A 25,540-nucleotide genomic window follows, 5' to 3' on the forward strand; every position below is an offset into this window, starting at 1 on the left:
ATCCCCCTATAAAAAATAAAATAATTAAGTATATATAGCCCAGAAATCAATTATGTTCGATTAGATAATAGAATTCCTAGGATCAAACTAATTATATGTGCTATTTATCAATATTACAACCTTTGTAACGCCGATTTTTCACTAACTAATTACAACTCACCCGCCGTAACCCCCAATGTGATAAGCTTTACAATTGCAACATTTTTTACTAAAACGTAAAAATATTTTAAAAAGTCTAACGATTAGCAACACTTTTGTCACTTAGATATTGTGATTTCACTTATAAAACGACTAGGTGAAAACGGTTCATTTTTTGTTCGATAATTTACTAAATTTCGTCCTTCCCGGTCCAATTTCCTATCCTTTTAGTCCAATTCACCATATAATATTAATTTGTAACGAACTTAACGAGGAGAATGATTATGAATAACGATATTATGGAAACAATTGCTTCACTCAAGTCAATTGTGGAAACAACCCAGAAACAGCTGACCGCCATGCAAAACGACGACCAGCCGAACCGGCAACTGATGGCTACCGTCCAGGAGAACCACGACCGGGCCGTGGACACCCTGCGGATGCTCAGCCAGGTTGGGCCCTCTGCCCCAACTGACCACCAATCAGTCGACTCATTGGAAGTTAAGTTCCCTGAGGAAGATGACCAGCATATGACCCGGGCGGAATACCGGAAGATGATGAAGCACAAGAAGTAGTTAGTCTAAGACTGCATTTTCCCAATCTTTTTTTAGTCTTTACACAATAATCGCGAAAAAAGCATCCTAAGGAGGAAGCAAAATGTTCAACCTACCCCTGGGCATCGGTCAGATCCATGCCATGCACGAACTCTTCAAAGCTGATCCCCGCCTGGCAATCATCATTTTGATCATCCTGGTTGCCCTCGCCTTTTACTTTAATTCCCGGCGGTAAACTTTTGTCCTAGCTTAAAGGCTTCCTGGCCATACTTATCAATTGCGGGATGGTCCAACGCCTTCAAGTCCCAGATTGCCCCAGCATCGGTCCAGTGCATGTAGTCGATGATTTGCTTGTAGTGGATCTTCAGGGAATCAAAGGCCGTGTTGACGGAACCCGCCCCGGTTGCAATCATGACTGCCTGCTTATTGCCCTTCAGATCGTGGTTATAGTCGTAGAAGCGGTCCACGATGGTCTTGAGCAGTGAGCTCATTCCAAAGTAGTAGAGCGGTGTGACCATCACCACCAGGTCGGCCGCTTTAATCTTATCAAGTAGGTGGTCGATGTCGTCATGCTGGCCAATCGACTGGTTGTCCTCATCTACCATTACGAAGTTATTCTGGTGGTCAACGGCGTTGTAGTGGTAAATGTCGTTGTGGCCATCCCCAGCCCCCTTAATGAACTGGTCAGCGAGGTATGTTGAAGCGCCGTTAACGTGGGCGCTGCTTGTGATCACGACGATTTTCATGGTAACTAAGATCCTTTCTTTTCCTATATAATATCAAGGTCCCCGTCTTAACGAGGCCTTTTTCATTTTAAACCCAAACTGCCTTTAATGATTTCCGCAACGTCTCCCAACACGACGGGCCTTCTTTGCCAGGCAACCCCTGCCGGCGAATAAAACAGCAGTGGCAGCCACTCCCGGGTTGGTCCGTCCCCCGGAAAGTCAGGGGCGGCGCCATAGTCGGCGGTCACCACCAAAAGATCCTGGTTCGTCACTTGGGAGATAATCTCCCCAAGCCGCGCGTCGGCCGCCATCAGGGCCTGGCCCATCTTTTCTGGGTCACGGTGACAACCCGCCGTTGCCGCCTTGCCTAGTCGGAAAAACTGCAGGCCATCTTCCGTCAACACTTGTGGGTCCGTATTCACGGGAACCCCCGCCGCCCGGAGCTGGTCAAGGAGGGTGGCGCGCGGCACCGCCATGTTGTACTCGTGCCGGTCCACCAACCGGTAGGCAAAGTCAGCCGGGGTGCGACCAGTAAACGGGACCGTCACCACCTGGCCAATTTGCAGATCTGCCTGGCGGTCAAGTAGTGCCCGGGCAAAGTGGCCAACCCGGTCCAGCTGTGTGGGTGGGACCAAATTCTCGTGAGCCGTCAGCACCAGGTCCGCGCCCCCACTGGTTGCCGCCAGGATTGTACCAGCGGCAACCGCCGTTGCGCCCCAATCAAAAAGCAGGCGGGGCCGGCTGTATGGCCGGTTGACGAGGACCGGGCGGCCGGCAAAACGCGCGATTTCCTGGATGAGTTCTGGTGCCAGGCCCCGCGGCAGGGCCGTCAGTTCTGTCGTTGTGGGCACGCCAAGCAGCTCCCAGTAGCCTTCCAACTTACTCTTGCCCACCGCCCGGGGCCACACCCGCCACTGCTGGGTATGGTCTAAGGCCTCCGCTGCCGCTTGGTAGAGCGGGTGCAACCTGGCCAGCCCGAGGCGGCCCAGGTTCGGCAGCTGAAGGCGGGCCCGGAAATGGGCGGTCAGGTCGCCAACCGTGTCGGCGCCCTGGTCCATGAATTTTCTCGCATCCGGGGCGGGGCCAATTCCTAAGCCACTGATAACCACCATGATTACCCGTTTATAAGTTCCCAACTCATTGTCCTCCTTGCTACAAAGTGTGTTTTCTCGTCACAGGGTCTTTGCCATCCTCGCAAATTATCATATAATGCCAATGGGACATTTGCTTATCGTGAGATTAATAATAAGCCCCTAAATATCCTGGAGTTCCCTGCTTTTGCCAAGTTTCGTTTCGCACTCCTATAAAGTCAATTATAATAGAAGTAATTCTTATTATTTGAGGGGAAGTTAAAAAAGATGAAACGTCTTTCCAATAAGCAGAAGCTCGCTGTGATCCTCATCATCGCCGCCATTGCTGTCTTCTTGCAATACGGTCTCCACTACCCGCTTCTTGCGCAAGTTATTGTCACCATCGTCGGTGCCATTATCGCCCTGACGATGTTCATCGGGATGGTCAAGACACTCCGTTCCGGCAAGTACGGGGTCGATCTCCTGGCTATTCTCGCCGTCGTCGCCACCCTGGCCGTCGGTGAGTACTGGGCCGCCATGGTCATCCTGGTAATGCTGACCGGGGGTGACGCCCTTGAGGACTACGCCGCCAAGAAGGCCAATACGGAGCTGAAGGCCCTCCTCGACAATTCGCCCCAGCACGCCCACCTTATTAATGAAGGAAAAATCACCGATGTGGCGGTCGGGGCCGTCAAGGTCGGGGACCAGATCGTGGTTAAACCCGGTGAACTCGTTCCCGTCGACGGGGTCATCGTCGCTGGTCATAGCGACTTCGACGAGTCCTCGCTGACTGGTGAGGCCCGGCCCGTGGTTAAGCAGGATGGGGACGCCGTCATGTCCGGGTCAATCAACGGCAATAGCGCCGTCACCCTCCAGGTTAACCATCTGGCCAAGGATAGCCAGTACCAGCAACTGGTTAAGCTGGTCAAGGAAGCGGAGAGCACCCCAGCCCACTTTGTCCGCCTGGCCGACCGCTATGCCATGCCCTTCACCATCGCGGCGGTCGTCATTTCAGCCCTTGCATGGCTAATCTCCGGTAACCCCCACCGGTTTGCGGAGGTCCTGGTCGTTGCTTCCCCCTGCCCGTTGATTTTGGCCGCCCCCGTCGCAATGGTCTCCGGCATGAGTCGGGCCTCACGGAACGGGATCGTTGTCAAAACAGGAAGTGTCCTCGAAAAACTTGCCGGCGCCCGGACCGGGGCCTTTGATAAGACGGGGACCATCACCAACGGCCACCTGACCGTTAGCAAGGTCATCCCCGCCGCTGAGATCACGACGGAACGCCTCCTCCACCTGGCAGCCAGCGCCGAGCAGAACTCGTCCCACATTCTTGCCCGCTCCCTCCTGGCCTACGCGACGGAACACGAGATCTCCCTCGCACCCGTTGCCGACCTGGAGGAAACCACCGGGAAGGGAATCACGGCGAAGATTGAAGACCACCAGGTCCGTGCCGGTAAGCTTAGTTTTGCCGCCCCGGACAACGGCAAGGCCGCTTTAGCAACCACCGCCATCTACGTCAGCGTTGACGGGAAGTACTACGGGGCGATTGCCTTTGAAGACCACATCCGCCCCGAAGCAAAGGAAACAATGGAACAGCTGAAGGCCCTTGGTGTTAGCAACCTGATGATGCTCACCGGGGACCAGCGGTCAATCGCCCAAACCGTCGCCAAGCAGGTGGGCATCACGACCGTCAAGGCGGACCTCCTTCCCCAAGATAAGATTGCCGCCTTAAAGGGGGTCACTCCGGACCTCCACCCCGTCTTCATGGTTGGTGACGGGGTCAATGATGCCCCGTCCCTCGCCACTGCCGACGTCGGGATTGCCATGGGGGCCCACGGGTCGACGGCTGCTAGCGAAACTGCCGACGTGGTAATTCTCCAGGACAACCTGGCCCGGGTTGCCAAGGCCGTTGCCATCTCTAAGAACACGATCCGGATTGCCAAGCAGGCGGTCCTGATTGGGATTGCCATCTGTACCATCCTGATGCTAATCGCTTGCACAGGGGTGATTCCCGCCTTCGTGGGGGCCATGCTCCAGGAAGTCATCGATACCGTCTCAATTCTCTGGGCCCTTAAAGCCCGGCAAGCCAGCAACTAGAAAAGGAAGCTTTTACTTATGGAAATGCATAATCATCGCCAGCAATTTGCCGCCCTGGTCCAGGCACAGACAACGGTTATTTCGGCCCTGCCTTACCTGATTGGGTGCGCCTTTGCTTACTATTATTACGACCACTTCAACCTGGGGGACACGATCCTGCTCTTCATCGCCGTGGTCAGCTTTCACCTGGCCGTCAATGGTCATAACCAGTATACCGACTACCGCCGTTTCAACCACAGCAGCGCCGCAAACAGCCATAATAACATTATTGCTAACTTCAAAATTCACCTTTCCTGGGCCCGGGCAATCATCGCTGGGCTCACCATCTTAGCGGCGGCCATCGGCATCTACCTGACCATCATGGCCGGCTGGATCCTTCTGCTGATTGGGATCCTTAGTTTCCTGGTGGGCTACTCCTACTCGGGTGGCCGCCACCCCATCCTGAAGACCCCCTTCGGCGAACCGGTATCCGGGATCACCATGGGCTATAACATCACCCTCTTGGCCATCTACATCAACATCTACAACCTGCCGACCTTCGACGTCTACTTCTGGCTCAAGGGGCTGGTGGTCGCCCTGCCTGCCATCCTAGTCATCAGCAACGTCATGCTCGGCAACAACATCTGTGATGTCAAGGAAGACATCGCCATTGGCAAGCGGACCCTGGTCTACCACATCGGCCACCGGAAGGCCCTCGCCGTTCTGATTGCCTGCTACGCGTTGAGCTACCTCTTCATCGTTATTGCGGTTGCTGCCCACTACTTGCCCCTCTGGACCCTCGGCAGCTTCCTGACAATTCCCCTGGTCTACCAGCGAACCAAGACCTTTGTCACCCGGCCCGACAAGGCCACAACCTTCTTTAACGTTCTGATTGACCTCCAGTTGATCCTGGTCAGTGAATTTCTCTTCGTCATGCTGGGCATCATCTGGAAACTACTAATTTTTAAGTGAGGATTATTAACTATGAAAGAAAACGGACTACTATTGGTTAACCTCGGGTCACCAGCGGCCCCCACGACGCCCGCCGTCAAGCACTACCTGGGTGAATTTCTGGGCGATCAAAACGTCGTCACCATGCCGCGAGCGGTTTGGCAACCCATCCTAAAGGGAATCATCCTTCCCCTGCGGTCGTGGCGGTCGGCCACCTTCTACCGGGACTGCTGGCTAAAGGATGGCTCCCCCTTGATTGTCTACTCCAACCGGCTCGCCAAGCGGGTGCAGGAAGACCTGCCCGACTGGGACGTCCGGCTGGCAATGACCTACGAAAAGCCCAGCATCGCTGATGTGTTGACGGCAATGAAGCAGGAATGTCACCACATCACCGTCCTGTCCCTCTTCCCCCACTTCACGCAGAGCACCACCCAGTCGATCATCGATCAGGTCCGGGCGGTTGACCCTAAAATCAAGGTCATTGACCGCTTTGCAGACGAACCTGCATACCTCGATGTCCTGGCCCGGCAGATTCAGACGGCCTGGCAAAAGAAGCCGTACGACCGCCTGCTGATTTCCTATCACGGGATCCCGGTCTCAATGGTCAAGCATGGTGACCCCTACAAGGAGGAAACCGAGCGGACCACGGCAGAACTCATCAAGCGGCTGAACATCCCCAGTGACCAAATCAAGATGGTCTACCAGTCGAAGTTCGGTCCGATGCCATGGCTCAAGCCCTACCTGAAGAACACCCTGATGGAGGAGGTCCAGATGGGGAAGCGCAACATCCTAATTGCGGCACCGTCCTTCGTCACCGACTGTCTAGAAACCATTGAAGAGGACCAGGTGCAAAACTACCAGGCCTTTCGGGCAGCGGGTGGTCGAGAACTCGACGTGGTCCCGGCGCTAAACGACCAGCCGGCGTTTGCATCCTTCATCGCCCAGTTTGTTAAGGAGCAGTTTCAAGCATGAAGAAGAAAAGTTTAGACGAAATTAACGGCAGTGTTAAGGTTCCCACCGTCTACGAATCCGCCTTCTGGCAAAAGTTCCTCGCCTACAGTGGCCCCGGTGCCCTGGTTGCGGTGGGTTACATGGATCCGGGTAACTGGCTGACCTCACTTTCCGGGGGCAGTCGTTACGGCTACCAGCTCCTGGTGGTCCTCTTCTCGTCCATCCTGATTGCCATGGTGATGCAGTCACTGTCAATCAAGCTGGGCGTGGTCACCCGGACGGACCTGGCCCAGGCCATCGCCGGGCGGGTTAACCGGCCCACCCGGATTGGCCTTTGGTTGCTAAACGAGCTGGCGATGATGGCGACGGACCTGACCGGGGTCGTGGGAACAGCTGTCGCCCTAAAGCTCCTCTTTGGCCTCCCCCTGGTCTTCGGGGTCCTACTGACGATTGCCGACGTCTTGGTCGTCCTTCTCTTCCTCCGCTTTGGGATCCGGCGAATCGAGTTCATCGTCCTCTTTGCCATCCTGGTGGTCGGGACAATCTTTGCCGTGGAGGTTTGTCGGGCCCACCCGGCAGTGGCCGCCATCGCCGCGGGCTTTGAGCCCCACTCCGTAATTTTGACCAACCACCACGAATTACTCCTTAGCCTGGGAATCATCGGGGCCACAATCATGCCCCACAATATTTACCTCCACTCAGCCCTCGCCCAGAGCCGGCGCTACGATGAGCACGACCCTAAACAGGTAACCGAGACCCTCCGCTTTGCCAACTGGGACTCGGTCATCCACCTGGTCGCCGCCCTGATTGTCAACGCCCTCCTGCTGGTCCTTGGGGGGACCCTCTTCTTCCACCACGGTGACCTCGCCAGCCTCCAGGATGTTTTCTACGGGCTGAAGAGCCCCGCCATTGTTGGCAAGCTGGCCAGTCCCCTGATGAGCTGGCTCTTCGCCTTTGCCCTCCTGATCACCGGGCTGATCTCGTCAATCACCTCGACTCTGGCCGGGCAGATCGTCATGGAGGGCTACATCAACATCCGTCTTCCCCTGTGGAAGCGGCGGTTGCTGACCCGGTTCGTGACCCTGATCCCAATTTTAATCATCGGTTTCATCATCCACTTCGATGAGACCCAGTTTGAGCAGCTGATCATCTACGCCCAGGTCGTCTTGAGTATCGCCCTGCCCTTCACCCTCTTCCCCCTCGTTGCCATCACCGGCAACCGGGACCTGATGAAGGAGCACGTCAACCGGCCCTGGCAGACCGTGGTTTGTTACCTCCTGGTCGCCTTGATTACCGGGCTGAATTTGCTCGTTTTGGTATAAGGAAAAGCGTTCTGTAAAACATCAGCAGTTTCACAGAACGCTTTTTTACTTAGTCCCGCCGCAATTGAAGGCGGTCGTTAAATACCTTAGTTAAAAAGAGGATAATTACAAAGTAGATCAGCCAGATAACCCAAGGGACCACCGGGTTACCGAAGATCCCAATCCACTGGTCGTTGTGGTTACTAATGAAGCCCACTTCCAGTAGCTTGATCAAGAGGCCCGCCATTGCCCACATAATAATGATTAGGGCCACCGGGAGGCCAATCCCCACGATCCACTTCCACCGTCGGCTCAGGAGGCCGAAACCGTTACCGACCGCCTGGAAGGTCAGGGTGACCGTCAGCAGGGTCAGGAAATGCTCAAGAAGCGTCCCTGCTCCCGGGAAGGGGTGGTTGGTTAAGGCCAGCAACTCATCGACCACGTAGATCACCAGGGTTGCCAAAAACAGGGCCACAAACCGCCCCCGCCACATCGTCTTCCGGGAAATACCGTTCTGGATCGCCCACTTGAAGTCAACGTAGGGAGTGATCAGGAAGTAGATCATCAATACTGCCGAGATGAAGAAGGTCAAGTTCCCCGGAATCCCGCGGAGGGTGACTAGAAACGATTCCACGTTATGGTTGAAAATCAACCCGGCCAGGCTGACCAGGACCTCAACGCCAATCACCCAGGCCAGGGTAATCAACATGCCAATCCCCAGCCGGTGGAAGACGTTGGTCGTCACCATTTTCATCTTTGCGTTACTCATTGTTCGTGCCCCCATTCGTTAAGTAGATAAACAAGTGTTGTAGGTCGTAGTGGCCAATCTTAACCCGGTCCGGAAGTACCCGCTGGTCGTCAAGCTGGTCATAGACGTAGGCCGTCTTGACGTTGCCCAGCTCATCCGTGGTCAGGACCCGTAGACCGTTCGTGTACTCGTCAACATCCTTGGCCGGCCCACTGATTGTGTTGGCCTTGTTCAGCATTGCCTGGACGTCCCCTTCTTCGACCAGGTGGTGGTCATTAATAATGAAGACGTGTTCGACAACCTGTTGGATTTCATCAATCAGGTGGGTCGATAAGACGAAGGTCCGTGGCTTGTTCTGGTAGGTCTTGATCAGTTCCTTGTAGAAAATGTCCCGGTGGTTAGCGTCCAGCCCCAGGACGGGCTCATCCAATAGGACGTAAGCCGCATTTACGCTAAGGGCTACGGTCAGCTTGGCCGCGGTCTGCAGACCAGTCGAGAGGTTACCCAGCTGGGCGGTACTTGGTACACCGAACTCCTTGAGCAGGCGGTCCGCATTCTGGTAGTCAAAGCCCCCGTATGATTCGTCGGCCATGTCAAACATCCGCCGCACCGTTATCCGCTTCGGGTATAAGTTAGCTTCACTCATCAGGTAAAACTGCCCTAAGACCGCATCGTTGTCTCGGCCGTCCTGATCACCGAGCTTGATTGCCCCCGCGGTCGGGAAGATCCGGCTGGTGATGATGTTTAGTAAAGTCGACTTCCCCGCACCATTGCGTCCCAAGAGGCCATAAATTTTCCCCGGTGCCAGGTCAAATGACAGGTCATCTAAAATTACCTGGTGGCCGTACCGCTTGGTAATGTGGTCAATGTGTAATTTTTCCATCGTTCTCGCCTCGCTCAATTAGTTCTAGTAAGTGCTCTTTCGTGATTCCTAACTTGTGGGCCTCAACTAAGAGTCGCTTGATGTAGTCGTTATAAAAGCTGTCCTTGCGTGCCTGCATGATCTTGTCCTGCGCGCCCGGCGCTACAAACATCCCCCGGCCCCGCCGCTTTTCAACCAGGCCCTTGTCAACCAGCATGTTCATCCCCTTCAGGACGGTCGCCGGGTTGATATGGAGCTGGGCCGAAAGCTGGGTCGTCGACGGGATCTGGCTGCCTTCCGTAAAGCCGCCGGTGAAGATCATCTCTTCTAGCTGAGCCGCAATCTGCTGGTACAGCGGTGCGGACTCGTCAAATTGTAACTGCACAGGAGCACCTCCCCTTCGTTAGTTATTTAGTTAATTACTTATGTAACTAAGTATATAAGCAACATACTAAAAAAGCAAGCAGAAATTACTGCTTGCTTTTAATTTTCAAATAGGAGACGCCGCAGCCGCGTTACCAGCGGGTGGGTCAGGACCAGGTCCATGCCGACCGCCGGCTTGCGCTTAGCCCCTAGCTCCTCTTCCCTGGCCGAACCCGGCTGAATTTTGGCCGGGCCCAGGTAGTAGAACTGCTTTCCCACCGCGTCGCTGCGTTTGACAAAGAGGTGGATTTTGACCTTCCCGGACAGGAGGCGCTGGACCTCCGGCGAAGAGAGGTGACGGGGACTCCGCGTGTACCAGCGCAGGGACTGGCCGTTCTGCAGCTGGTTGTCATAAATGGCGTTGCGCTGCTGGTCGTCGTCCTTGTGGTAGGTGATGAAGATCGGGCACTCGCGCTCGCCAACCCTGTAGCCATACAGCGGTGCGCTGACGTCCAGGGGCCAGTTCAACAGCCGGCAGACGTCCTTGCGGTCATACTGGCGGTAGAGGGTGAACTGCTGGTGGGCGTCGTAGCCCTTGCTCAAGGCCAGACCGGTGGCGACGGCGTCTTCAAAGAGGCGGTGGAAAAGCGCATTGCTCTTTAAAGCGGCTGCCAAGCTGGGCACGAAGACGTAATCCACCAGGTCAGGGTGGGCAATGAGGGACTGGCCCCCGTAAACCGCCCGCTTGATCCTCTTCCCGGCCTTGACGTCAAAGAAGGCCAGGCTGAGAATATCGTCAATTGACCTTAAGACATCGCTATCCACGTAGGCCCCACGCTCACGGAGGGCTGCGCTAAGGTGTTCCTGACTGCAGCGGTGGTCGGGCGCGTCTAGCAAAAGCTGCAAGAGGACCAGCTCATGGGGCCGCTTGCCATTAAGGAGCTCCTTGGTGACGAAGGTCAGGACCGCGTTTTCACCGGCCGTCAGCTCGACTGGCTCACCGACCTTTTGGAGAAAGGAACCGTAGTTAGCTAATCGACTGTTGGTGGCGAAAACCAGGGGTGAAACCGACCCGTAGCGGTAAAAGTCCACCAGCATCGGGACCCGACCCAGCCGGTGGCGGAGGTCCTGGTAGGCCTGACGGAGTTCGTGCATCGAATCCAGCTTGACTTTTTCGAGTGACTGGAGGATCCGGGCAGCCGCAACCCGGCGGAAGTTGATGGTCGACACACCAATTGCCGGCGGCAGGAGAGTTTCCTGGCGGGCCCGGTCAACCTGCCGGCTCGTGTCGTGGTTCAGGGCCAGGGGAATCAGGAAGTTATTCTGGTAGTTGCCGATGAAGTCCAGGACGGTTACGTATTCCTTTCCCGGATACTTTCTAAGCCCCCGCCCCAGTTGCTGGATGAAGACAACTGCTGACTGGGTGTTTCTGAGCATGACCACCTGGTTTAACGACGGGATGTCAACCCCCTCGTTGAAGAGGTCCACGGTAATGATGTACTCAATCTTACCGGCTTCTAGTTGGTGGACCACGGACTGGCGACGGGCCCCACTGTCCGTGTTGGTCAGGGCGACTGCCGGGTGCCCAGCTGCGCTGAATTTAACCGCTAGTTCACGCGCTTCTTTCTGCCGGGAGCAAAATACCAGCCCCCGGGCCCGGTCGCCACAGTAGCCGTAGTAGTCCATCTGGTCCAGGATGTACTTGACCCGCTGGTCAGCCACCAGGTAACGGAGGTCACTGGTCTCGGTAATCACCGTCCCGTCACGTTCGTAGTCCTGAATGCCAACGTAGTGAAACGGCGCCAGCATCCCCGCATCCAGGGCCGCTCTCAGGCGGATTTCGTAGGCCAGGTGGTAGTCAAAGAGCGCATAGACGTCCTGCTTATCCATCCGTTCCGGGGTGGCGGTCATCCCCAGCCAGAATTGCGGCCGGAAGTGGTCAAAAACCCGCTGGTAGCTAGGGGCCGCTGCCCGGTGGGCCTCGTCAACCAGGATGTAATCAAAGGTCTTGGGGCCCAACTGCTTGAGGGTGGTCGGCTGGCTGAGGGTCTGGACAGTTGCAAATAAGTACTTGGCGTCCCAGTCGTGACGGTTCCCCGTCAGCAGGCCGTAGTCACTGGCCGGGCCCCCGATGACCCGGCGGAAGCTCTGCAGTGACTTTTTGGCAATCTGTTCCCGATGAACCAGGTAGAGGAAGCGGTGCGGGCGGAAGTTGCGGACGGCAAACGCCCCCAGGTAGGTCTTCCCCGTCCCGGTTGCCGAAACGACCAGTCCCCGGTGGGCGCCCGCCGCTACGAGCTCGTGTAATGCGGCCAGGGCCGGACGCTGCATCTGGTTAGGCTTGATGGGCTGATGGTGCTTACTGGACGTGACGGTCGGCCGGATTGGGGCCCGCCACCGCTGCCGGTAGTCTTGTAGCCAGGCCGCGTCTAATGGCTGGCTGTGGCGGTTTAACTCAGCTAGTTGGGCGGTGACCTGGGCCGTTAGCCCGGCGTTTCCCCGCGAGCTGACCTTTAGTGACCACTCCACGTTCTGCAAAAGGGCCGCCCGGGTGAAGTTGGCGCTACCGATGATGGCGGTCTGAAAATCACCGTGGTCAAAGAGGTAGCCCTTGGCGTGGAAGCCCGCCTGGTCAACGATTTTGACGGTCAGGTTTGGAATCTTGGCCAGCTCCGTAAACACCTGGGGACGGTTGAAGCCTAGGTAGTCACTGGTCAGGATGGTTCCGGTGATCCTCTGGTCAGCTAGGTCGGCCATTACCGCCTTAAACGGTACGAGCATGTCCAACGTGATAAAGGCCACCGCCCAGGTAAAACCCTGGCAGTGCTGGAGCTCGTCCTGAACCACCTGCCAGATGGTCCCCGCCTGGTTGTTGGCCAGCAGCTGGGGTGTCAACAGCTCGTGACCGGGGTAGTCCTGACTGTACAGGCCGTTTAGAATTGCGTTTTTAAATACCGTCTGCTTATCCATTTCTTCTCCTAAAATAACCACAAAAGGGCCCCGCAGACGAGCCCGGCCGCCATTCCGGCCAGGACATCTTTGGGGTAGTGAACACCACCGACAACCCTAATCAGGGCCAAGAGGACCGTTAAAAACACCAGGAATACGCCGAGCGGCCACCAGACCCGGCAGGCCACCATGGCAATCGTCATGGCCGAGAAGACATGGCGACTGGGAAAGGAATCGCCCGTCTTCTCCCGGCTGATCAGGGGACGAAGCGGCCACTGTTCGTACGGCCGGGGGGCATTGAGGCGGTTGCGGGCCAGGCTCAAAAGCACAAAGCCCACCCCCGGCACCACGATAATTGGCCAGGCAGTTCCGTGCCGGGTCCAGACCTGTTCGCCGACCATTCCCAGGTAGGCCAGGTACATGAGGGCCTCAATGGCCCGGTTAGTCAGGCGTAGCGCGGTGACAAGGCGTGGGTGCTTTCTGAAGGGGGCGCTGATTCTTTGGTAAAAGTGCTGGTAGTCCTGCATTATTACGGAAGCTTGTTTCCAGCGGCCAGGTAGAGGTCGTACCACTCCTGCTTGGTCAGCTGGACGTCGCTACCGGCGGCACTGTCAGTGATGTGAGCCGGGGTCATGGTGCCGATTAGGACTTGCATGTGGGCCGGGTGACGAAGAATCCAGGCCACCGCAATGGCGTTTTTCGAAACCTGGTACTTATCGGCCAGCTTGGCCAGGACCGCGTTCAGCTGGGGGAACTGGTCATTGTTAATGAAGGTTCCGGCAAAGGTTCCGTACTGGAATGGTGACCAGGTCTGGATGGTCAGCTTGTGGAGGCGGCAGTATTCAAGCAGGCCACCATCACGGTTAGTGGCCCCGTCGTCGGTCATGTTGGTGTGGAGGCCAAAGTCAATCATCCCGGTATGCTTGAGGCCAAACTGGAGCTGGTCAACCAGCAGGCGTTGGTCAAGGGACGCCTGGAGGAGGTCAATCTGGGCCGGGTTAAAGTTAGAAACACCGAAGTGGCGCACCTTCCCGCTGGCCTGGAGTTCGTCAAAGGCCGCCGCAATCTCGTCTGGGTCCATCAGCGGGTCCGGCCGGTGGATTACAAAGGAATCGAGGTAGTCAATCCCCATTCGCTGGAGGATCCCGTCAACGGCAGCAATCAGGTGGTCCTTCGACGAATCGTAGCGGGTAATCTGGTTCCCGTCAGCGTACAGGCCCCCCTTTGATTGGATAAAGAAGTCCTCCCGGGACAGGCCGCTGCGCTTGAAGGCCTGACCAAAGTGGATTTCCGAAGACCCCCGCCCTAACTTGGGGTCGTTACCATAGATGTCTGCCGAGTCAATGAAGTTGATCCCGGCTTCGTGGGCCGCCTGCAGGGCTGCGGCGCATTTTTCAACGGGGAGGGTCCCCATCCGCATGATTCCCAGGGCCACGTTAGACGCCTGCCAATTTGTTCCACCAATTTTAACTGACCGCATTTCAGTCACTCCTTTTGTACAAACTTATTTAAATTATACTTCAAAGGTGGGGCCGCTTAAAGAAAGTACTTTCTGGTCACGAACGGGTTCAAATTTCCGCTCAGAAATGTTATATTGCTGGAAAACTATTGAGGAGGCTGATTAGATGAGTAAGCAAACGAAGGGAATCCTACTGGCCGCGGGTGGGGCGTCCCTCTGGGGAATTTCGGGGGCCGCGGCCCAGTACCTTTTTTCCACCACCACGATTTCCAACACCTGGCTGGTTAGTATCCGTCTCCTGGTGGCCGGCGTCCTCCTCACCCTGTGGAGCCTGCTCAAATTCCCCCACCAGGTCAAGCAGGTAATCAGCAGCCGCTTCAACCTGAAGTTCCTGGTCCTCTTTGCGGTCCTGGGGATGATGAACTCCCAATTAACCTACTTTCTGGCAATCAAGTACAGTAACGCGCCCACTGCGACCGTCATCCAGTACCTCCAGCCGGTCTTCATCATCCTCTGGCTGGCGCTTGCTAACCGCCAGTGGCCCCGGCGGCTGGACTGCATCAGCATCCTGATTGCCCTGGTGGGAACCTTCTTTCTGGCAACGGGCGGTCACCTGAACCAGCTGGCCCTAACCCCAACGGCCCTCTTCTGGGGAATCTGGTGTGCGGTTGCCGCGGCCCTTTACACCCTGTTGCCCCGACCCCTACTACAGAAGTTCGATGCCCTGATCATCTGTGGGCTGGCCATGCTGATCAGTGGGGTCCTCCTTTTGCCATGGTTGGTAACTACCCCACTGCCGCACCTGAGCACCTGGGATTGGGTCCTCATCGCCTACATCGTCATTGGGGGCACGATGTTTGCCTACACCCTCTTTTTGCAGAGTATTCGGTATATCTCACCGGCAGCCACGGGAATTCTGAGCGCCTTTGAGCCTTTGGTGGCCACCCTGCTTGCGGTGACCCTGCTGGGGACCCGCCTCACGCTGGCGGCGGTTTGCGGTTCGTTATTGATCCTGCTTACCACCTTCTTGCAGGCAATCCCTTTCCAGAAGTTCAAGACCTTCATCCACTTCCCGCATTTAAAATAACGGAGTCGGGAAGGATAACGGCCTTCAGTGTCCGAAAGAATCCGCACGCTGAAGGCCGCTTTATATTCCCCCCTCGTTAGTCCACAAAATGTGCAATTCATCCCACATCCAATCATTTATTTTTGCAATGTAAGCGCTACAATTACTTTGATATGATCAAATTTGAACGATTTTTTGCGGAGGTGGGCTTATGTATCAAGCACGGCGAATTATGATGGCCTTCTGTGGGGTAGTTCTGTGTGGCTTTTGCGTGGGGATGTTGCAAAAAGCCAATCTCGGGGTGGACCCGTTCACCTGTTTTGTGACGGGGATTGCCAACATTTTCAGTTCGACCTATTCAACCTTTTACCTTATCCTGACGGGGATTCTGCTGGCCCTCGTCTTCGTTTTGCACAAGCACTACATTGGGATCGCGACCTTGATCAACCTCTTCTTGACCGGCGTGGCCGCCGACTTGATGCATAACCTGCTGGACGTCCTGCTCCCCCATCCCGGCCTACTTGCCCGGGGTGGTCTAATGACGGCCGGGATCGTCTTTACTTGTCTGGCCGCCGCCCTGTATTTCACCGCGGACCTCGGTGTTTCGGCCTACGATGCAATCGCCCTGATTGCGGCCTACAAGTACCGCCTTCTACCGTTCAAGTACTGTCGGATCATCACCGACAGCATCTGCGTTCTGGTTGGTTTTGCCTTCAATGTAACCCTGGGAATTGGGACCGTCATCACGGCCCTTTTCATGGGGCCCCTCACCCAATGGTTTAAGACCAACCTGGCGGAGCCGATGCTGGCTAAGGCTCCGGCGGCTTAAAAGGGAAGCTGAAAAAGTACAAAGAGGACTCTCGCGTTCAAAGTTCCGAGCGCGAGAGTCCTCTTTGTGTATTTCAACTAAATAGAAGACCTATGTCACAGCTTCTTTTAATTTTGGTACCCATTTTCCAGGTAATTTGGCAACTCGTGATGGTGATGGTGGTGGTGTTTTGCCATGGCCTTATGCCGTAACTCCGTTTGAATCTGTTCCAACGTCTTCCCCTGGGTTTCGGGCGCGAAAATCGCCGCAAATACCAGGGAAAGAATATTGCAGACAATGAAGAACACGAAGGTCCCACTGCCACCCCAGTGGGCCATCATGACTGGGAAGGTGAACCCCACAAAGAAGTTCGCTAGCCACAGCGCAAAGGTCGAAATGCCCATTCCCAGGCCCCGCAGGCTTTGCGGGAAGATCTCCGACAAAAGCACCCAGGTCGTTGGGGAAACGCAAGACTGGAAGAAGGCCAAAAAGGCCATTGTCGAGCAGATCACGATGTATGGTAATAGCGGTGAATTACCCAGCAAGAGGATTGCCAGGGTGATAAGGACCATCGAGCTAGCCGTGCCGGTGATCCCGGTAAGGAGCATCTTTCGCCGGTCAACCGTGTACATCATCTGCATCCCCACCGCGGTGGCAATAAATGAGGTCAGGCCGTTGCCGATGTTAGCAATCAGGGCGGCCTGGTGACCAAAGCCAACCTTCATCAGGATACTCGTCCCGTAATACATCATGATGTTGATGCCGACAAACTGCTGAACAATTCCTAAGCCAACACCAATCAGGACCAAGTTGCGAACCCAGGGGTGGCTTAGGTCGTGAAAGGTGGCGTGCCGGGCCATCCGGTTACGCTTTAAGGTATCCTCCACACTCCGGATCTCGTGCAGGCTCCGCTGGCGACTCGGTCGAATGGTTTCCAAAGTCTGCATGGCTTCGTCTTGGTGCCCCACCATGATTGACCAGCGGGGCGATTCTGGCACCCGCCACATCCCGATGAAGAGCAAGACCGACGGAATCATCCCAAAAGCAATCATGTACCGCCAGATGTTACCGACGTGGGGGAAGCAGCTCCCCAGGACCGCGTTGACCGTGAAGGCCAGCAGCTGACCACCCGTAATCATCAGCTCATTTTGTGTCACTAACCGTCCCCGCAACGCCGCCGTTGATACCTCGGCCAGGTAGGTGGGAACAATTACGGAAGCGCCACCGACTGCCAGTCCCAGCAGGAAGCGAAAGGCAATCATGAAAAAAGCGTTGGGGGCCACAGAACACATCAGCGTCCCCATGAAAAAAATCAGGGCTAAACAGACCAGCATTTTCTTACGACCATAGTGGTCCGCAAGCTTGCCAATGACCAGGGCCCCGATGGCTGCTCCCAAGGTGATGCCGGAAGTTACCAGGCCCTCTTCTGCAGGGGACAGGTTGAGCTGCTGCGGCGAGGCCATGTAGGGGATGGCACCGTTGATTACCCCGGTGTCGACCCCGAACAAAAGGCCACCCAACGTTACTATTAAAGCGATTCTCTTTAACCGTCTGACAATTTTGCTATTATGAATAAAAAATTCCTCCTTATTCAGGGTAAACAAAAAGACGTCTCGCCTGCGAAAGCAATTGAGACGCCTTTCGTTGAGGGATATTTTCCACTCGCCTAATTGACATTTCTATTATAACACGTTTGGCAAACGCCTGTTCTATTTAAGGATTAGCCCAATAAATTGGCAAATTATGATAAAAATAGTCACAAATTATGTTGCAATTTTATCATTCTAATGGTATTCTAATTTACATTAAAGATACACAGGAGGATTTAGCAATTATGACTTTGACATATATTCAACAGGCAAATCAACAATCTTCCTCCTCAGTCTCTAGTTCTACTCGGGGCTGAGTGATTTTAGTGTGTCATCAAACAGGTTTAACAATGAGCCCGGACATGCTTAGTCATTTGGCAAACACCATTTGACGAAGCGTGGCCGGGTTTTTGTTTTGGCCAATACGGAAATGGAGGAATTGGAATGAAGAATCAGCAGACAAACGATGATTTGAAGCGGTCGCTTGGTTTCTGGTCGGCAATCTCGATCGTTGTGGGGACCATTATCGGTTCCGGGATCTTTTTCAAGCAGGGCTCAGTCCTCGATAGTGCCGGAACATCGACCATGGCCATTGCCGCTTGGGTCTTTGGGGGAATTATCACCCTGACCGGGGGGCTGACGGTCGCCGAAATTGGGTCCCAAATGCCCTACACTGGGGGCCTGTACGTCTACATTGAGAATATTTACGGAAGAATTCTCGGCTTTCTAGCCGGATGGATGCAGGTCATTGTTTACGGACCCGCCATTATCGCCTCGGTCGCAGGCTTCATGAGTATCCTGATGGCTAACTTCTTTGGTCTGGGAGCCCAGTGGCGGGTGCCACTCGCCTTCATTACCGTTTTGGCAATCGGGATTATGAACCTCTTTGAAAACAAGGTGGGGGCCATCTTTGCAATCATCACCACGGCCGGGAAAATGATCCCGATCGCGGCAATCATCATCTTTGGGCTCTTCTGGGGGCACCAGGATGCCTTTGGCCAAACCGTCACTGAAGTCCACCAGGCAACCGGTGGCTTTGGGGTGGCGGTCCTGGCGACCCTGTTCGGTTATGATGGTTGGATTTTAATTGCCAACCTCGGTGGTGAAATGAAGAACCCGCAGAAGCTGTTGCCTAAGGCCATCATCGTGGGGATCACCGCCGTGCTGATTATCTACACCCTGATCACCATCGGCATCATCAAGTTCCTCCCCGTCAACCTGATCCACCGTTTGGGTGAAAACGCCACAGCCTACTTAGCTGTGAAGGCATTTGGGAACATCGGTGGTAAGTTACTGTCGGCCGGGATCATCATCTCGATGATGGGGACTTTGAACGGTAAAATGATCACTTTCCCCCGGATTGTCTACGCAATGGCTAAGCGGGGCGACCTACCGTTCTCGCGTTACCTGGCTTACGTTACCCCTAAGGGAAAGTCGCCAGTTGTTGCCACCATGTTTATCATTGTTTTGGCTACCATCATGATGATCTTCTTTGATCCTGACCACCTGTCGGACCTCTGCGTCTTCACCGTTTACTGCTTCTACCTCCTGGCCTTTTTCGGCATCTTCATCTTACGGCGCCGGAATAAGGAGCCGCGGCCGTTTAGTACGCCGCTGTACCCATGGATCCCGATTATTGCTATCGCCGGTGGTGTGTTCGTCCTCGCTAGTGAAATCGTCAATGACTTTGCCGGCGTGGTCCTATTCATCGGGATTGTCATCGTTGGCCTACCAATCCTCTACCTGGTTAAACGGATGGACCAGATGCGGATGCACTAAGTCTACGAAAATGGCTTTCTAACTGCCTTCTGCTAGCAGCTAGAGAGCCATTTTGCTTATAATAGAGGGGAAATCAATTTCAAAGAGGTGCGTTTGAATGAAGAAAGCCTACCTAATTCACGGAACATCGACACGGGACGACGACTGGTTTCCCTGGCTAGAACAGGCTGCCAAGCCGAACATCGCCGTTGACCGCATTATGCTACCGAACCCGTTTGCTCCGGATCCCCAGGAGTGGGCAGATGCAATTGACCAGCAGGTGCCCGCTCAGGATGGCGTAATCCTTATTGCTCACAGCCTGGGCTGCATCAGTACCCTCCGCTTTGTGGAACGGCACGACCTGCATGATGCCCGCCTTCTTTTGGTGGGCGCATTTGATGAACCGCTCCCGATGTATCCCCAGCTGAACGGCTTTGTCCAGCCCAGGCTCGACTACCAGAAGGTTACCCCAAAGGTTGGCCAGGCAACGATCATTACGGCCAAGGATGACCCGATTGCCCCGTATAAGGGCAGTGTTGAAGTTGCCCACCAACTCGGTGCTAAACTGATTGTCCAGGCAACTGGCGGCCACTTTTTGGGCGCTGATGGTTATACTCAATTTCCACTTGCTTTAAAAGAATTATCACGGATTACGAAATAGAAAAACCGCCTACCCCCGTATTTAAAGGGTAGACGGTTAATTTTTACGATTATTCAATTTGCTTAAATGAAGTGGACTTGTGGTCAACCCCCTGACCAGCATTAGCAATCTGGTAAGTAAAGCTGCTGGAGTGCAGTTTCTTACCGAGTGCTAAGACATGATTATATTGCCACAGTGACACCTTGCCATCCTGGCTCTTGGAAAGGGTCAGTTTGCTGCCCTTGGCACTGTAATTCCAAGTTCCTTGCTTGGACTCGCTGTGGTAAACGTCCTCAAAGTCACTCTGGCTATCGTTGGCTTTTAGTGCCTTAGACTTACTTGGCGTAACGACCACTTCATCACCGCTCTTAGCGAAGGTCATGTAGGCGCTCTGGTTCCCCGAAACGGACGTGTACTGGTAAACATGCCCCGGAACGTGGCGCGCAACGGAATGACTAGCGTAGAAGTAGCCGCCTCCAAAGATAACCACGAGAACTACAATAATCGCAATAATAATCTTGTTCTTTTTTTGCATCGATACCTAACTCCTATTAGTCGTCCTCATCAGTGGAGTCAGTGCTTTGGTCATCGGTCGTAGCTTGGTTATTGCTGTCGCTATCGCTATCACTTTGACTGTCTTCACTGTCGCTATCATCGTCGTTGCTGTCATTGTCCTTGTTATCCTTGTTACTGTCGCTACTGCTGCTGTCATCGTCATCATCATCACTTTGGCTGTAGCTTAATGACAGCGTCTTGCCGTTCAAGGAAATGTGGACAGTTACATCCTTGTCAGAGTCTGGCAGGGAATCCTCGATTGCTTCTACCGCCGCGTCTGCGTCACCGTTTTCAAGGTCCTTCTTAACCTCAGCAGCAACACTACTACTGATGCTGTGACTGTCATCGGCGTCACTATCAGTATCGAATGACACTTTATCATCGCTGTTAGCACCATCTAAGGCCGACTCAATACTGTCAGCAGTCAGCTTAACCTTATTGTGCTTCGTGTTCTTCTTGTGCTTTGTTGTGCTGCTGGATGATTCGCTCTCAATAGTGTTATCACTGTTGTTATTATTGTTGCTGCCGTTATTGTTATCGTTATTAGCAGAGTAAATATTGGTAGAGTGATCATCGTTCTTAGTAATTGTTTGTGGCCGTACGGTAATGTGGACGTTAGTTGGTCCATTATTAATGGTAACCTTCGTTTGCGCCACAGCATATGGGTTAACGTCTGGCGTGTAGCCGGCAGGAACATCACCATCGCGGTTCAGTATCAAGACGTCACCAGCGTAAATCAGGTTAGCGTTTTGAATGTTGTTGTCGTAGCACAGCTTAGCCACGGAGATTCCTGTTGCGGCGGAGATACCAGACAAGGTATCGCCCCATTGGATGATGTAACGGGTTCCGTTGAGGTTGTCCATACTAATGTGTTGCATTGCCATGTTGTTAGAAATTTGTTGTGGCGTGTTGGCAATCCAGTTGGTAATGTCCGCCTGTTCCTCTGGTGAACCGCTTGCGTTATTGTCCGCCATTGCAACCGAAGTAGCCATTACGGGACCGGCTAATACGGCCGTCATAAAGGCTGCTACCAGGCGTTTCTTGTTAATTTTCATGATTAATCCTCCCATAGAAAATCCTTAAAAAGCCTATTATTTCATCCTAATTAGTTTAACGCTGTCCCAACAAGCATTCAATAGGACACCACCTAAAAAATAGTGAAACAAGTCCCTTTTGCCGTCCTTAATAAGTAGGGGTAACCCACTAATAATGTAAGGAGGGCTTTTTATGGCACAAACCGACTTAGAAAAACGTTGGGAACAGGCCGGCTTAACTGACGACTTCATCTTTAGTAAGGTTTTCTTGGACCCAGTGATTGCCAGGGAGATGATCCACCGGGTGTTGCCGGAACTACCGCTGGGCAAGGTGACAATCCTTAATAGCCAGCAGGAACTGACGAGTACGTACGATGCAAAGGGAGTGCGGTTCGACATTTATGCCGAGGACGAGGACGGGAACCACTATGACGTCGAGATGCAGGTCGTCAACCACCAAAACCTACCGCAACGAACGCGCTTTTACCAGTCCAGCCTGGCAAACGATGCCTTTGAACGGGGACAAAACTACAGTCAGGCCGATAACGCCTACGTTATTTTCTTCTGCTGTTTTGATCCCTTTGGCCTGGGGGAACAGCGCTACGAGATCAAGCGGCAGGTCAGTAAGTACCCAGACTACCCATACCGTGATGGCGAGACGACCCTCTTCTTTGACATCACCAACCTCCGCCAGACGGTTGGTCCGAAGCTCCAAAACTTCCTGGACCTCCTTGCTGGTCGTAAAGTTGATGGGGAGGATGACTTTATCGTACAATTAAGGCAAAGGATTGCCCACGTAAAGCAGGACCGGAAATGGAGGAAGGAATATATGCAACGTACCTTATACGAAATGGATATTGAAAACGATCGCCGCCGTGCTGTCCTTGAAGGTCGTAAAGAGGGTCTTCAAGAGGGTCGTCAGCAAGGACGTAAAGAGGGTCGTCAAGAAGGTCGTCAAGAAGGTCGTAGTGAGGGAGTAGATGAAGAAAGGCTGGCACTTGTTAGGGACCTAATTAGTAGTGGCCAGACTAAAGAACAAGCTGAAAACTTTCTTATCAATATCCGTAAACTTTCCCCTCAACAGGCTCAATACTACTATCAACTAGCAAATAGTGAACGAACTCGGCCATAAATGACCGAGCTTCCAAATCTACACGGCTACAGTAGCGCATATAGGTTCTGGAAAACGTTTAGGCTATGCAGGGCTAACGTCCTGGTTCCCCATTTAAGGGGACTCAGCTACTAATTCGCACCCGTTTTGCAAGCTCAGGGTGATACGCCATTAGTAGCTCTCACTGCCTTTAAGGACGACTAGGTTCTGCCTCGCCCCATATAATCGTTTAGTTAATAGTGACTAGACTACTTGGCTTTAACGCCGGGTAGTCTTTTAATTTGACGTGTTTTTCAGGGTTGAGACCCCATTCTAGGATATTTTGACTAGCATTAAGGTCACGATCAATTTTCTTTCCAGTGTACTTGGATGTCCACTCCCGTGGGCTGTCAAGGCTATGTTTCTCTTGATAGTTAGTACCATATTCAACTTGACTGGTCTTGTAGCTGTCTACTAAGACTAGGGTTTTACCGCTCTTATCGGCCACTTGCTTGAGGCATTGCTGTAGCTCATAAGGCTTTATTTTAGCTAGGCGCCGATTCTTAGTGTGATTGCCATTGGCATCTAAGTTCTGCGACTTTTGCCGCATCTCTTTAGCACCTAGTTTTTCAATGACCAATAGGTCGTAGTCATTGAACAATTGCTTAGTCAGGTGCCGATAATGGTTAGTAAGAATATTTGCCCGGTGAATGTTATAGAACCTGATTAAATTGTTTAGCCTTTGTATACGCCGTGAGTGTTGGCCCAGCCAAGTTGCCTTATCTCTACGGCTTTTGAGGCCATCAATAATACGCTCGTATTTGTCAGCCTTAACTGAGACAAAATTGTCGAGGTAGAGTTTCTTGTTATCAGACGTATGAAAGATCTTACGATCTTTCATATTCCAGTCAACGCCGCATACGTCTGTTGGCTTTCGACGAGGCAGCTTATCTTTAAACACTAGTTGAAGTTCATAAGAGTTATCTCGCCTATGCTTGATTTTAGAGGTGACAATTTTCTGATGTTTCAAGTTGACAATATTTTCAACCACCCGGAGACTGTCATAGTCTTGAATTTTAATATGGTGAGCCGACAGTACCGCTATCTGACCGTTATCCGGGAGTGAAACTGTTTGGTGACTAGCTCCATTCCGTAAATAATTTAGTGATCCTTTGCGGTACCAGGAACGGTGACGAGGATTATTGTGATGCTTATTATTCCGGTAGTCCTCTTTCTCTTGGTCGGTCATCTTGGTCGCTTTTCTAAGTACCTTACGGTACTCACCAAAATTAGTTAGGAGCGTGAGTAGAAACTGATAAGCAGCCTGCGAATGTAAGCCAACTTTGTGAGCGTTCCACCGCTTTAGCCCATAGTTTTCTTTTAAGAAGCCAGGCAGGATTTCATCTTTGATAACATAAGTCTTCCCAGTACGTGTACCAGGGAATTTACGAGAAAGATGCTTATAGCCGTAGGCTCTTTCAAGATATTTAAGGGCGTAGTTGTGCAACTGATTTTCAACCGCCAGATTGGCTTGATGCTTCTTGACCAACTCTGGTGTAGCTACCAGCCGATAGCGACGCACTCTGACATATTCAGTTGTACTTGGTAGTTTAAGCATCAACTATTTCTCCTTTTTACGTTGATCGTCAATATATTTAGCTACCGCCTGCTCATTCACTGCACCAATGCTTTCAACGTAGTAACTAGGCGACCAAAGGTGTCGCCCTTGCTTCTTCCAGTAACTGGTCTGTAACTCCGGGCATTGCCGGAAAAGTTGGTAAGCGGTAATACCTTTAAGCCATCGCATAATATTTGTTACTGACAACTTAGGCGGGGCGCTAACCAGCATGTGTACATAATCGTCTTTGTCAATTTCCATGTGGGCCACTGTAAAGCCGTATTTATTGGCAATCTCACGAACTTGCTTTCGGAAGACTGCTTTGGCGTGTCCTTTCAGCACTTTGTTACGGTATTTGTAAGCAGTCAATAACGACACGTCTAGGCATGGTCAGCCAATCCTCCTATACTGAAAATATAAAATTCAGTACAGGAGGATTTTTTTATGGAGGAAACACACGATATTGTGACACCGGTTTTCAAAACCAAAAGTGAACCAGTTAGTAAGCCTAAATTTTCACCGCGACCAGCTGTTAAAATGAAAGTTGACAATATCCAGCTAACATTTTTCAAGGGTGCCAGTCCCAGCCTTGCGGCTGAGATTTCAAAGATTGTGGTGCGCTATGCTCATTAACTGGCATGATCCCGATCATGTTTACCTAGTCTGTGGAAAAACTGACTTGCGTAAGGGAATTGATGGACTAGCAATGGTTATCGCTGAAAATTATGGGTTGGAATTATACAACAATTCACTTTTTCTGTTCTGTGGATCCCGCAATGACCGATTCAAAGGACTACTTTGGGACGGTGAGGGCTTTATCGTGCTTTACAAACGCTTTGAAAATGGCCATTTGAGTTGGCCGAGATACAATAGCGAAGTCAAAGAGTTATCAGCCAAACAATTAGATTGGCTATTAAAGGGACTAAACCCATTACCGGTTCGTAAGATTAAAGCAGCGCAACCAGGTACCTTTTATTAAATTACCTCTGTTTAAAATCGTTGTTCTTTGATATAATTACCGAAGAATGATTTAAAGGGAGGTGACGTATCATGAGTAAAAGCTTAGTCGAAGAGAATCGCGAACTTAAGCAACAGATCAAGGCCCTAAAGGAACAGGTCAACAAGTTGACGGCAATTATTAAGCTTCAACAAAACCAAATGTTTGGGAAAAAAACTGAAATAATTGAGTCCGTAGTTGATGGTCAGCAATCACTATTTAGCGATGATGAACTAGA

General features: G+C 52.8%; 26 protein-coding genes and 1 pseudogene. 14 read left to right on the top strand and 13 right to left on the bottom strand.

What is annotated here, in order from left to right:
• Positions 1-422: 422 nt before the first annotated feature.
• Together QOS01_RS08200 and QOS01_RS08205 are read left to right on the top strand one after the other, a co-directional pair.
• Positions 423-713, top strand: coding sequence for a hypothetical protein (locus QOS01_RS08200; RefSeq protein WP_283621921.1), 291 nt, complete (start codon positions 423-425; stop codon positions 711-713).
• Positions 714-795: 82 nt separating this feature from the next.
• Positions 796-927: a hypothetical protein gene (locus QOS01_RS08205; protein WP_283621922.1), complete on the top strand. Its 132-nt coding sequence runs from the start codon at positions 796-798 to the stop codon at positions 925-927.
• On the opposite strand, the gene QOS01_RS08210 is transcribed toward QOS01_RS08205, so the two are convergent.
• Both QOS01_RS08210 and QOS01_RS08215 read right to left on the bottom strand, forming a co-directional pair.
• The gene (locus tag QOS01_RS08210) at positions 911-1,438 is read right to left on the bottom strand and encodes a flavodoxin family protein (protein WP_283621923.1); all 528 of its coding nucleotides are present in this window, start codon (positions 1,436-1,438) and stop codon (positions 911-913) included. The genes QOS01_RS08205 and QOS01_RS08210 overlap by 17 nt on opposite strands.
• A gap of 62 nt (positions 1,439-1,500) precedes the next feature.
• Positions 1,501-2,553: an alkaline phosphatase family protein gene (locus tag QOS01_RS08215; protein ID WP_283621924.1), complete on the bottom strand. Its 1,053-nt coding sequence runs from the start codon at positions 2,551-2,553 to the stop codon at positions 1,501-1,503.
• Between the two features lie 222 nt (positions 2,554-2,775).
• Between QOS01_RS08215 and QOS01_RS08220 the strand changes: the two genes are divergently transcribed.
• The 4 genes from QOS01_RS08220 to QOS01_RS08235 are packed head-to-tail and all read left to right on the top strand — an operon-like array spanning position 2,776 to position 7,787.
• On the top strand, positions 2,776-4,584 hold the full coding sequence (locus tag QOS01_RS08220) for a heavy metal translocating P-type ATPase (RefSeq protein WP_283621925.1): 1,809 nt from the start codon (positions 2,776-2,778) through the stop codon (positions 4,582-4,584).
• An 18-nt stretch (positions 4,585-4,602) separates the two neighbouring features.
• The gene (locus tag QOS01_RS08225; RefSeq protein ID WP_283621926.1) at positions 4,603-5,535 is read left to right on the top strand and encodes a prenyltransferase; all 933 of its coding nucleotides are present in this window, start codon (positions 4,603-4,605) and stop codon (positions 5,533-5,535) included.
• A 12-nt stretch (positions 5,536-5,547) separates the two neighbouring features.
• Positions 5,548-6,486, top strand: coding sequence for a ferrochelatase (hemH, locus tag QOS01_RS08230; RefSeq protein ID WP_283621927.1), 939 nt, complete (start codon positions 5,548-5,550; stop codon positions 6,484-6,486).
• Positions 6,483-7,787 carry an Nramp family divalent metal transporter gene (locus tag QOS01_RS08235; protein WP_283621928.1) on the top strand — a complete coding sequence of 435 codons (1,305 nt, stop codon included), beginning with the start codon at positions 6,483-6,485 and terminating at the stop codon, positions 7,785-7,787. The genes hemH and QOS01_RS08235 overlap by 4 nt, the downstream gene beginning before the upstream one ends.
• 49 nt (positions 7,788-7,836) lie before the next feature.
• Here the strand turns inward: QOS01_RS08235 and QOS01_RS08240 are convergent, their stop codons facing one another.
• The 6 genes from QOS01_RS08240 to QOS01_RS08265 all read right to left on the bottom strand — a co-directional run bounded on the left by QOS01_RS08240 (position 7,837) and on the right by QOS01_RS08265 (position 14,168).
• Positions 7,837-8,535: a hypothetical protein gene (locus tag QOS01_RS08240; RefSeq protein WP_283621929.1), complete on the bottom strand. Its 699-nt coding sequence runs from the start codon at positions 8,533-8,535 to the stop codon at positions 7,837-7,839.
• Entirely contained in the window at positions 8,528-9,397 is an 870-nt protein-coding gene (locus QOS01_RS08245; RefSeq protein ID WP_283621930.1) for an ATP-binding cassette domain-containing protein, read from the bottom strand. The genes QOS01_RS08240 and QOS01_RS08245 overlap by 8 nt, the downstream gene beginning before the upstream one ends.
• The gene (locus tag QOS01_RS08250) at positions 9,378-9,761 is read right to left on the bottom strand and encodes a GntR family transcriptional regulator (protein ID WP_283621931.1); all 384 of its coding nucleotides are present in this window, start codon (positions 9,759-9,761) and stop codon (positions 9,378-9,380) included. Before QOS01_RS08250 ends, QOS01_RS08245 begins: the two co-directional genes overlap by 20 nt.
• Before the next feature lie 98 nt (positions 9,762-9,859).
• Positions 9,860-12,709, bottom strand: a complete 2,850-nt coding sequence (locus QOS01_RS08255) for a DUF3427 domain-containing protein (protein ID WP_283621943.1) — start codon at positions 12,707-12,709, stop codon at positions 9,860-9,862.
• Between the two features lie 8 nt (positions 12,710-12,717).
• Positions 12,718-13,215: a phosphatase PAP2 family protein gene (locus tag QOS01_RS08260; protein ID WP_283621932.1), complete on the bottom strand. Its 498-nt coding sequence runs from the start codon at positions 13,213-13,215 to the stop codon at positions 12,718-12,720.
• Between the two features lie 2 nt (positions 13,216-13,217).
• Positions 13,218-14,168, bottom strand: coding sequence for an aldo/keto reductase (locus QOS01_RS08265; protein ID WP_283621933.1), 951 nt, complete (start codon positions 14,166-14,168; stop codon positions 13,218-13,220).
• A 145-nt stretch (positions 14,169-14,313) separates the two neighbouring features.
• Here QOS01_RS08265 and QOS01_RS08270 point away from each other — a divergent pair, with 145 nt between their 5' ends.
• Both QOS01_RS08270 and QOS01_RS08275 read left to right on the top strand, forming a co-directional pair.
• Positions 14,314-15,234, top strand: a complete 921-nt coding sequence (locus QOS01_RS08270) for an EamA family transporter (protein WP_283621934.1) — start codon at positions 14,314-14,316, stop codon at positions 15,232-15,234.
• 190 nt (positions 15,235-15,424) lie between these two features.
• Positions 15,425-16,042, top strand: coding sequence for a YczE/YyaS/YitT family protein (locus QOS01_RS08275; RefSeq protein WP_082126077.1), 618 nt, complete (start codon positions 15,425-15,427; stop codon positions 16,040-16,042).
• Positions 16,043-16,149: 107 nt separating this feature from the next.
• Here the strand turns inward: QOS01_RS08275 and QOS01_RS08280 are convergent, their stop codons facing one another.
• Positions 16,150-17,580, bottom strand: coding sequence for a sugar porter family MFS transporter (locus tag QOS01_RS08280; RefSeq protein ID WP_456298554.1), 1,431 nt, complete (start codon positions 17,578-17,580; stop codon positions 16,150-16,152).
• Positions 17,581-18,054: 474 nt separating this feature from the next.
• Between QOS01_RS08280 and QOS01_RS08285 the strand changes: the two genes are divergently transcribed.
• Together QOS01_RS08285 and QOS01_RS08290 are read left to right on the top strand one after the other, a co-directional pair.
• Positions 18,055-19,389: an APC family permease gene (locus QOS01_RS08285; RefSeq protein ID WP_283621935.1), complete on the top strand. Its 1,335-nt coding sequence runs from the start codon at positions 18,055-18,057 to the stop codon at positions 19,387-19,389.
• Positions 19,390-19,486: 97 nt separating this feature from the next.
• Complete coding sequence (locus QOS01_RS08290) at positions 19,487-20,029, top strand: RBBP9/YdeN family alpha/beta hydrolase (protein WP_283621936.1); 543 nt, start codon at positions 19,487-19,489, stop codon at positions 20,027-20,029.
• A 49-nt stretch (positions 20,030-20,078) separates the two neighbouring features.
• On the opposite strand, the gene QOS01_RS08295 is transcribed toward QOS01_RS08290, so the two are convergent.
• Both QOS01_RS08295 and QOS01_RS08300 read right to left on the bottom strand, forming a co-directional pair.
• The gene (locus QOS01_RS08295) at positions 20,079-20,543 is read right to left on the bottom strand and encodes a hypothetical protein (protein WP_047769975.1); all 465 of its coding nucleotides are present in this window, start codon (positions 20,541-20,543) and stop codon (positions 20,079-20,081) included.
• 16 nt (positions 20,544-20,559) lie between these two features.
• Positions 20,560-21,618 (bottom strand): LysM peptidoglycan-binding domain-containing protein, encoded by a 1,059-nt coding sequence (locus QOS01_RS08300; protein WP_283621937.1) that lies wholly within the window; start codon positions 21,616-21,618, stop codon positions 20,560-20,562.
• A gap of 172 nt (positions 21,619-21,790) precedes the next feature.
• Here QOS01_RS08300 and QOS01_RS08305 point away from each other — a divergent pair, with 172 nt between their 5' ends.
• Entirely contained in the window at positions 21,791-22,729 is a 939-nt protein-coding gene (locus QOS01_RS08305; protein WP_283621938.1) for an Rpn family recombination-promoting nuclease/putative transposase, read from the top strand.
• A 208-nt stretch (positions 22,730-22,937) separates the two neighbouring features.
• Here the strand turns inward: QOS01_RS08305 and QOS01_RS08310 are convergent, their stop codons facing one another.
• A complete protein-coding gene (locus QOS01_RS08310; RefSeq protein ID WP_283621939.1) occupies positions 22,938-24,305 on the bottom strand; it encodes a transposase in 1,368 nt (455 codons plus the stop codon).
• Between the two features lie 3 nt (positions 24,306-24,308).
• Positions 24,309-24,683, bottom strand: a complete 375-nt coding sequence (tnpA, locus tag QOS01_RS08315; RefSeq protein WP_456298553.1) for an IS200/IS605 family transposase — start codon at positions 24,681-24,683, stop codon at positions 24,309-24,311.
• A gap of 66 nt (positions 24,684-24,749) precedes the next feature.
• Between tnpA and QOS01_RS08320 the strand changes: the two genes are divergently transcribed.
• The 3 genes and pseudogenes from QOS01_RS08320 to QOS01_RS08330 all read left to right on the top strand — a co-directional run.
• Entirely contained in the window at positions 24,750-24,938 is a 189-nt protein-coding gene (locus tag QOS01_RS08320; RefSeq protein WP_283621941.1) for a hypothetical protein, read from the top strand.
• Positions 24,928-25,284, top strand: a complete 357-nt coding sequence (tnpB, locus tag QOS01_RS08325) for an IS66 family insertion sequence element accessory protein TnpB (RefSeq protein ID WP_283621942.1) — start codon at positions 24,928-24,930, stop codon at positions 25,282-25,284. Before QOS01_RS08320 ends, tnpB begins: the two co-directional genes overlap by 11 nt.
• 71 nt (positions 25,285-25,355) lie before the next feature.
• A pseudogene (locus QOS01_RS08330) lies at positions 25,356-25,540 on the top strand (IS66 family transposase); the annotation flags it as partial.

It is taken from the genome of Limosilactobacillus avium (genome assembly GCF_947381485.1).
In the GTDB taxonomy this organism is placed as follows: domain Bacteria; phylum Bacillota; class Bacilli; order Lactobacillales; family Lactobacillaceae; genus Limosilactobacillus; species Limosilactobacillus avium.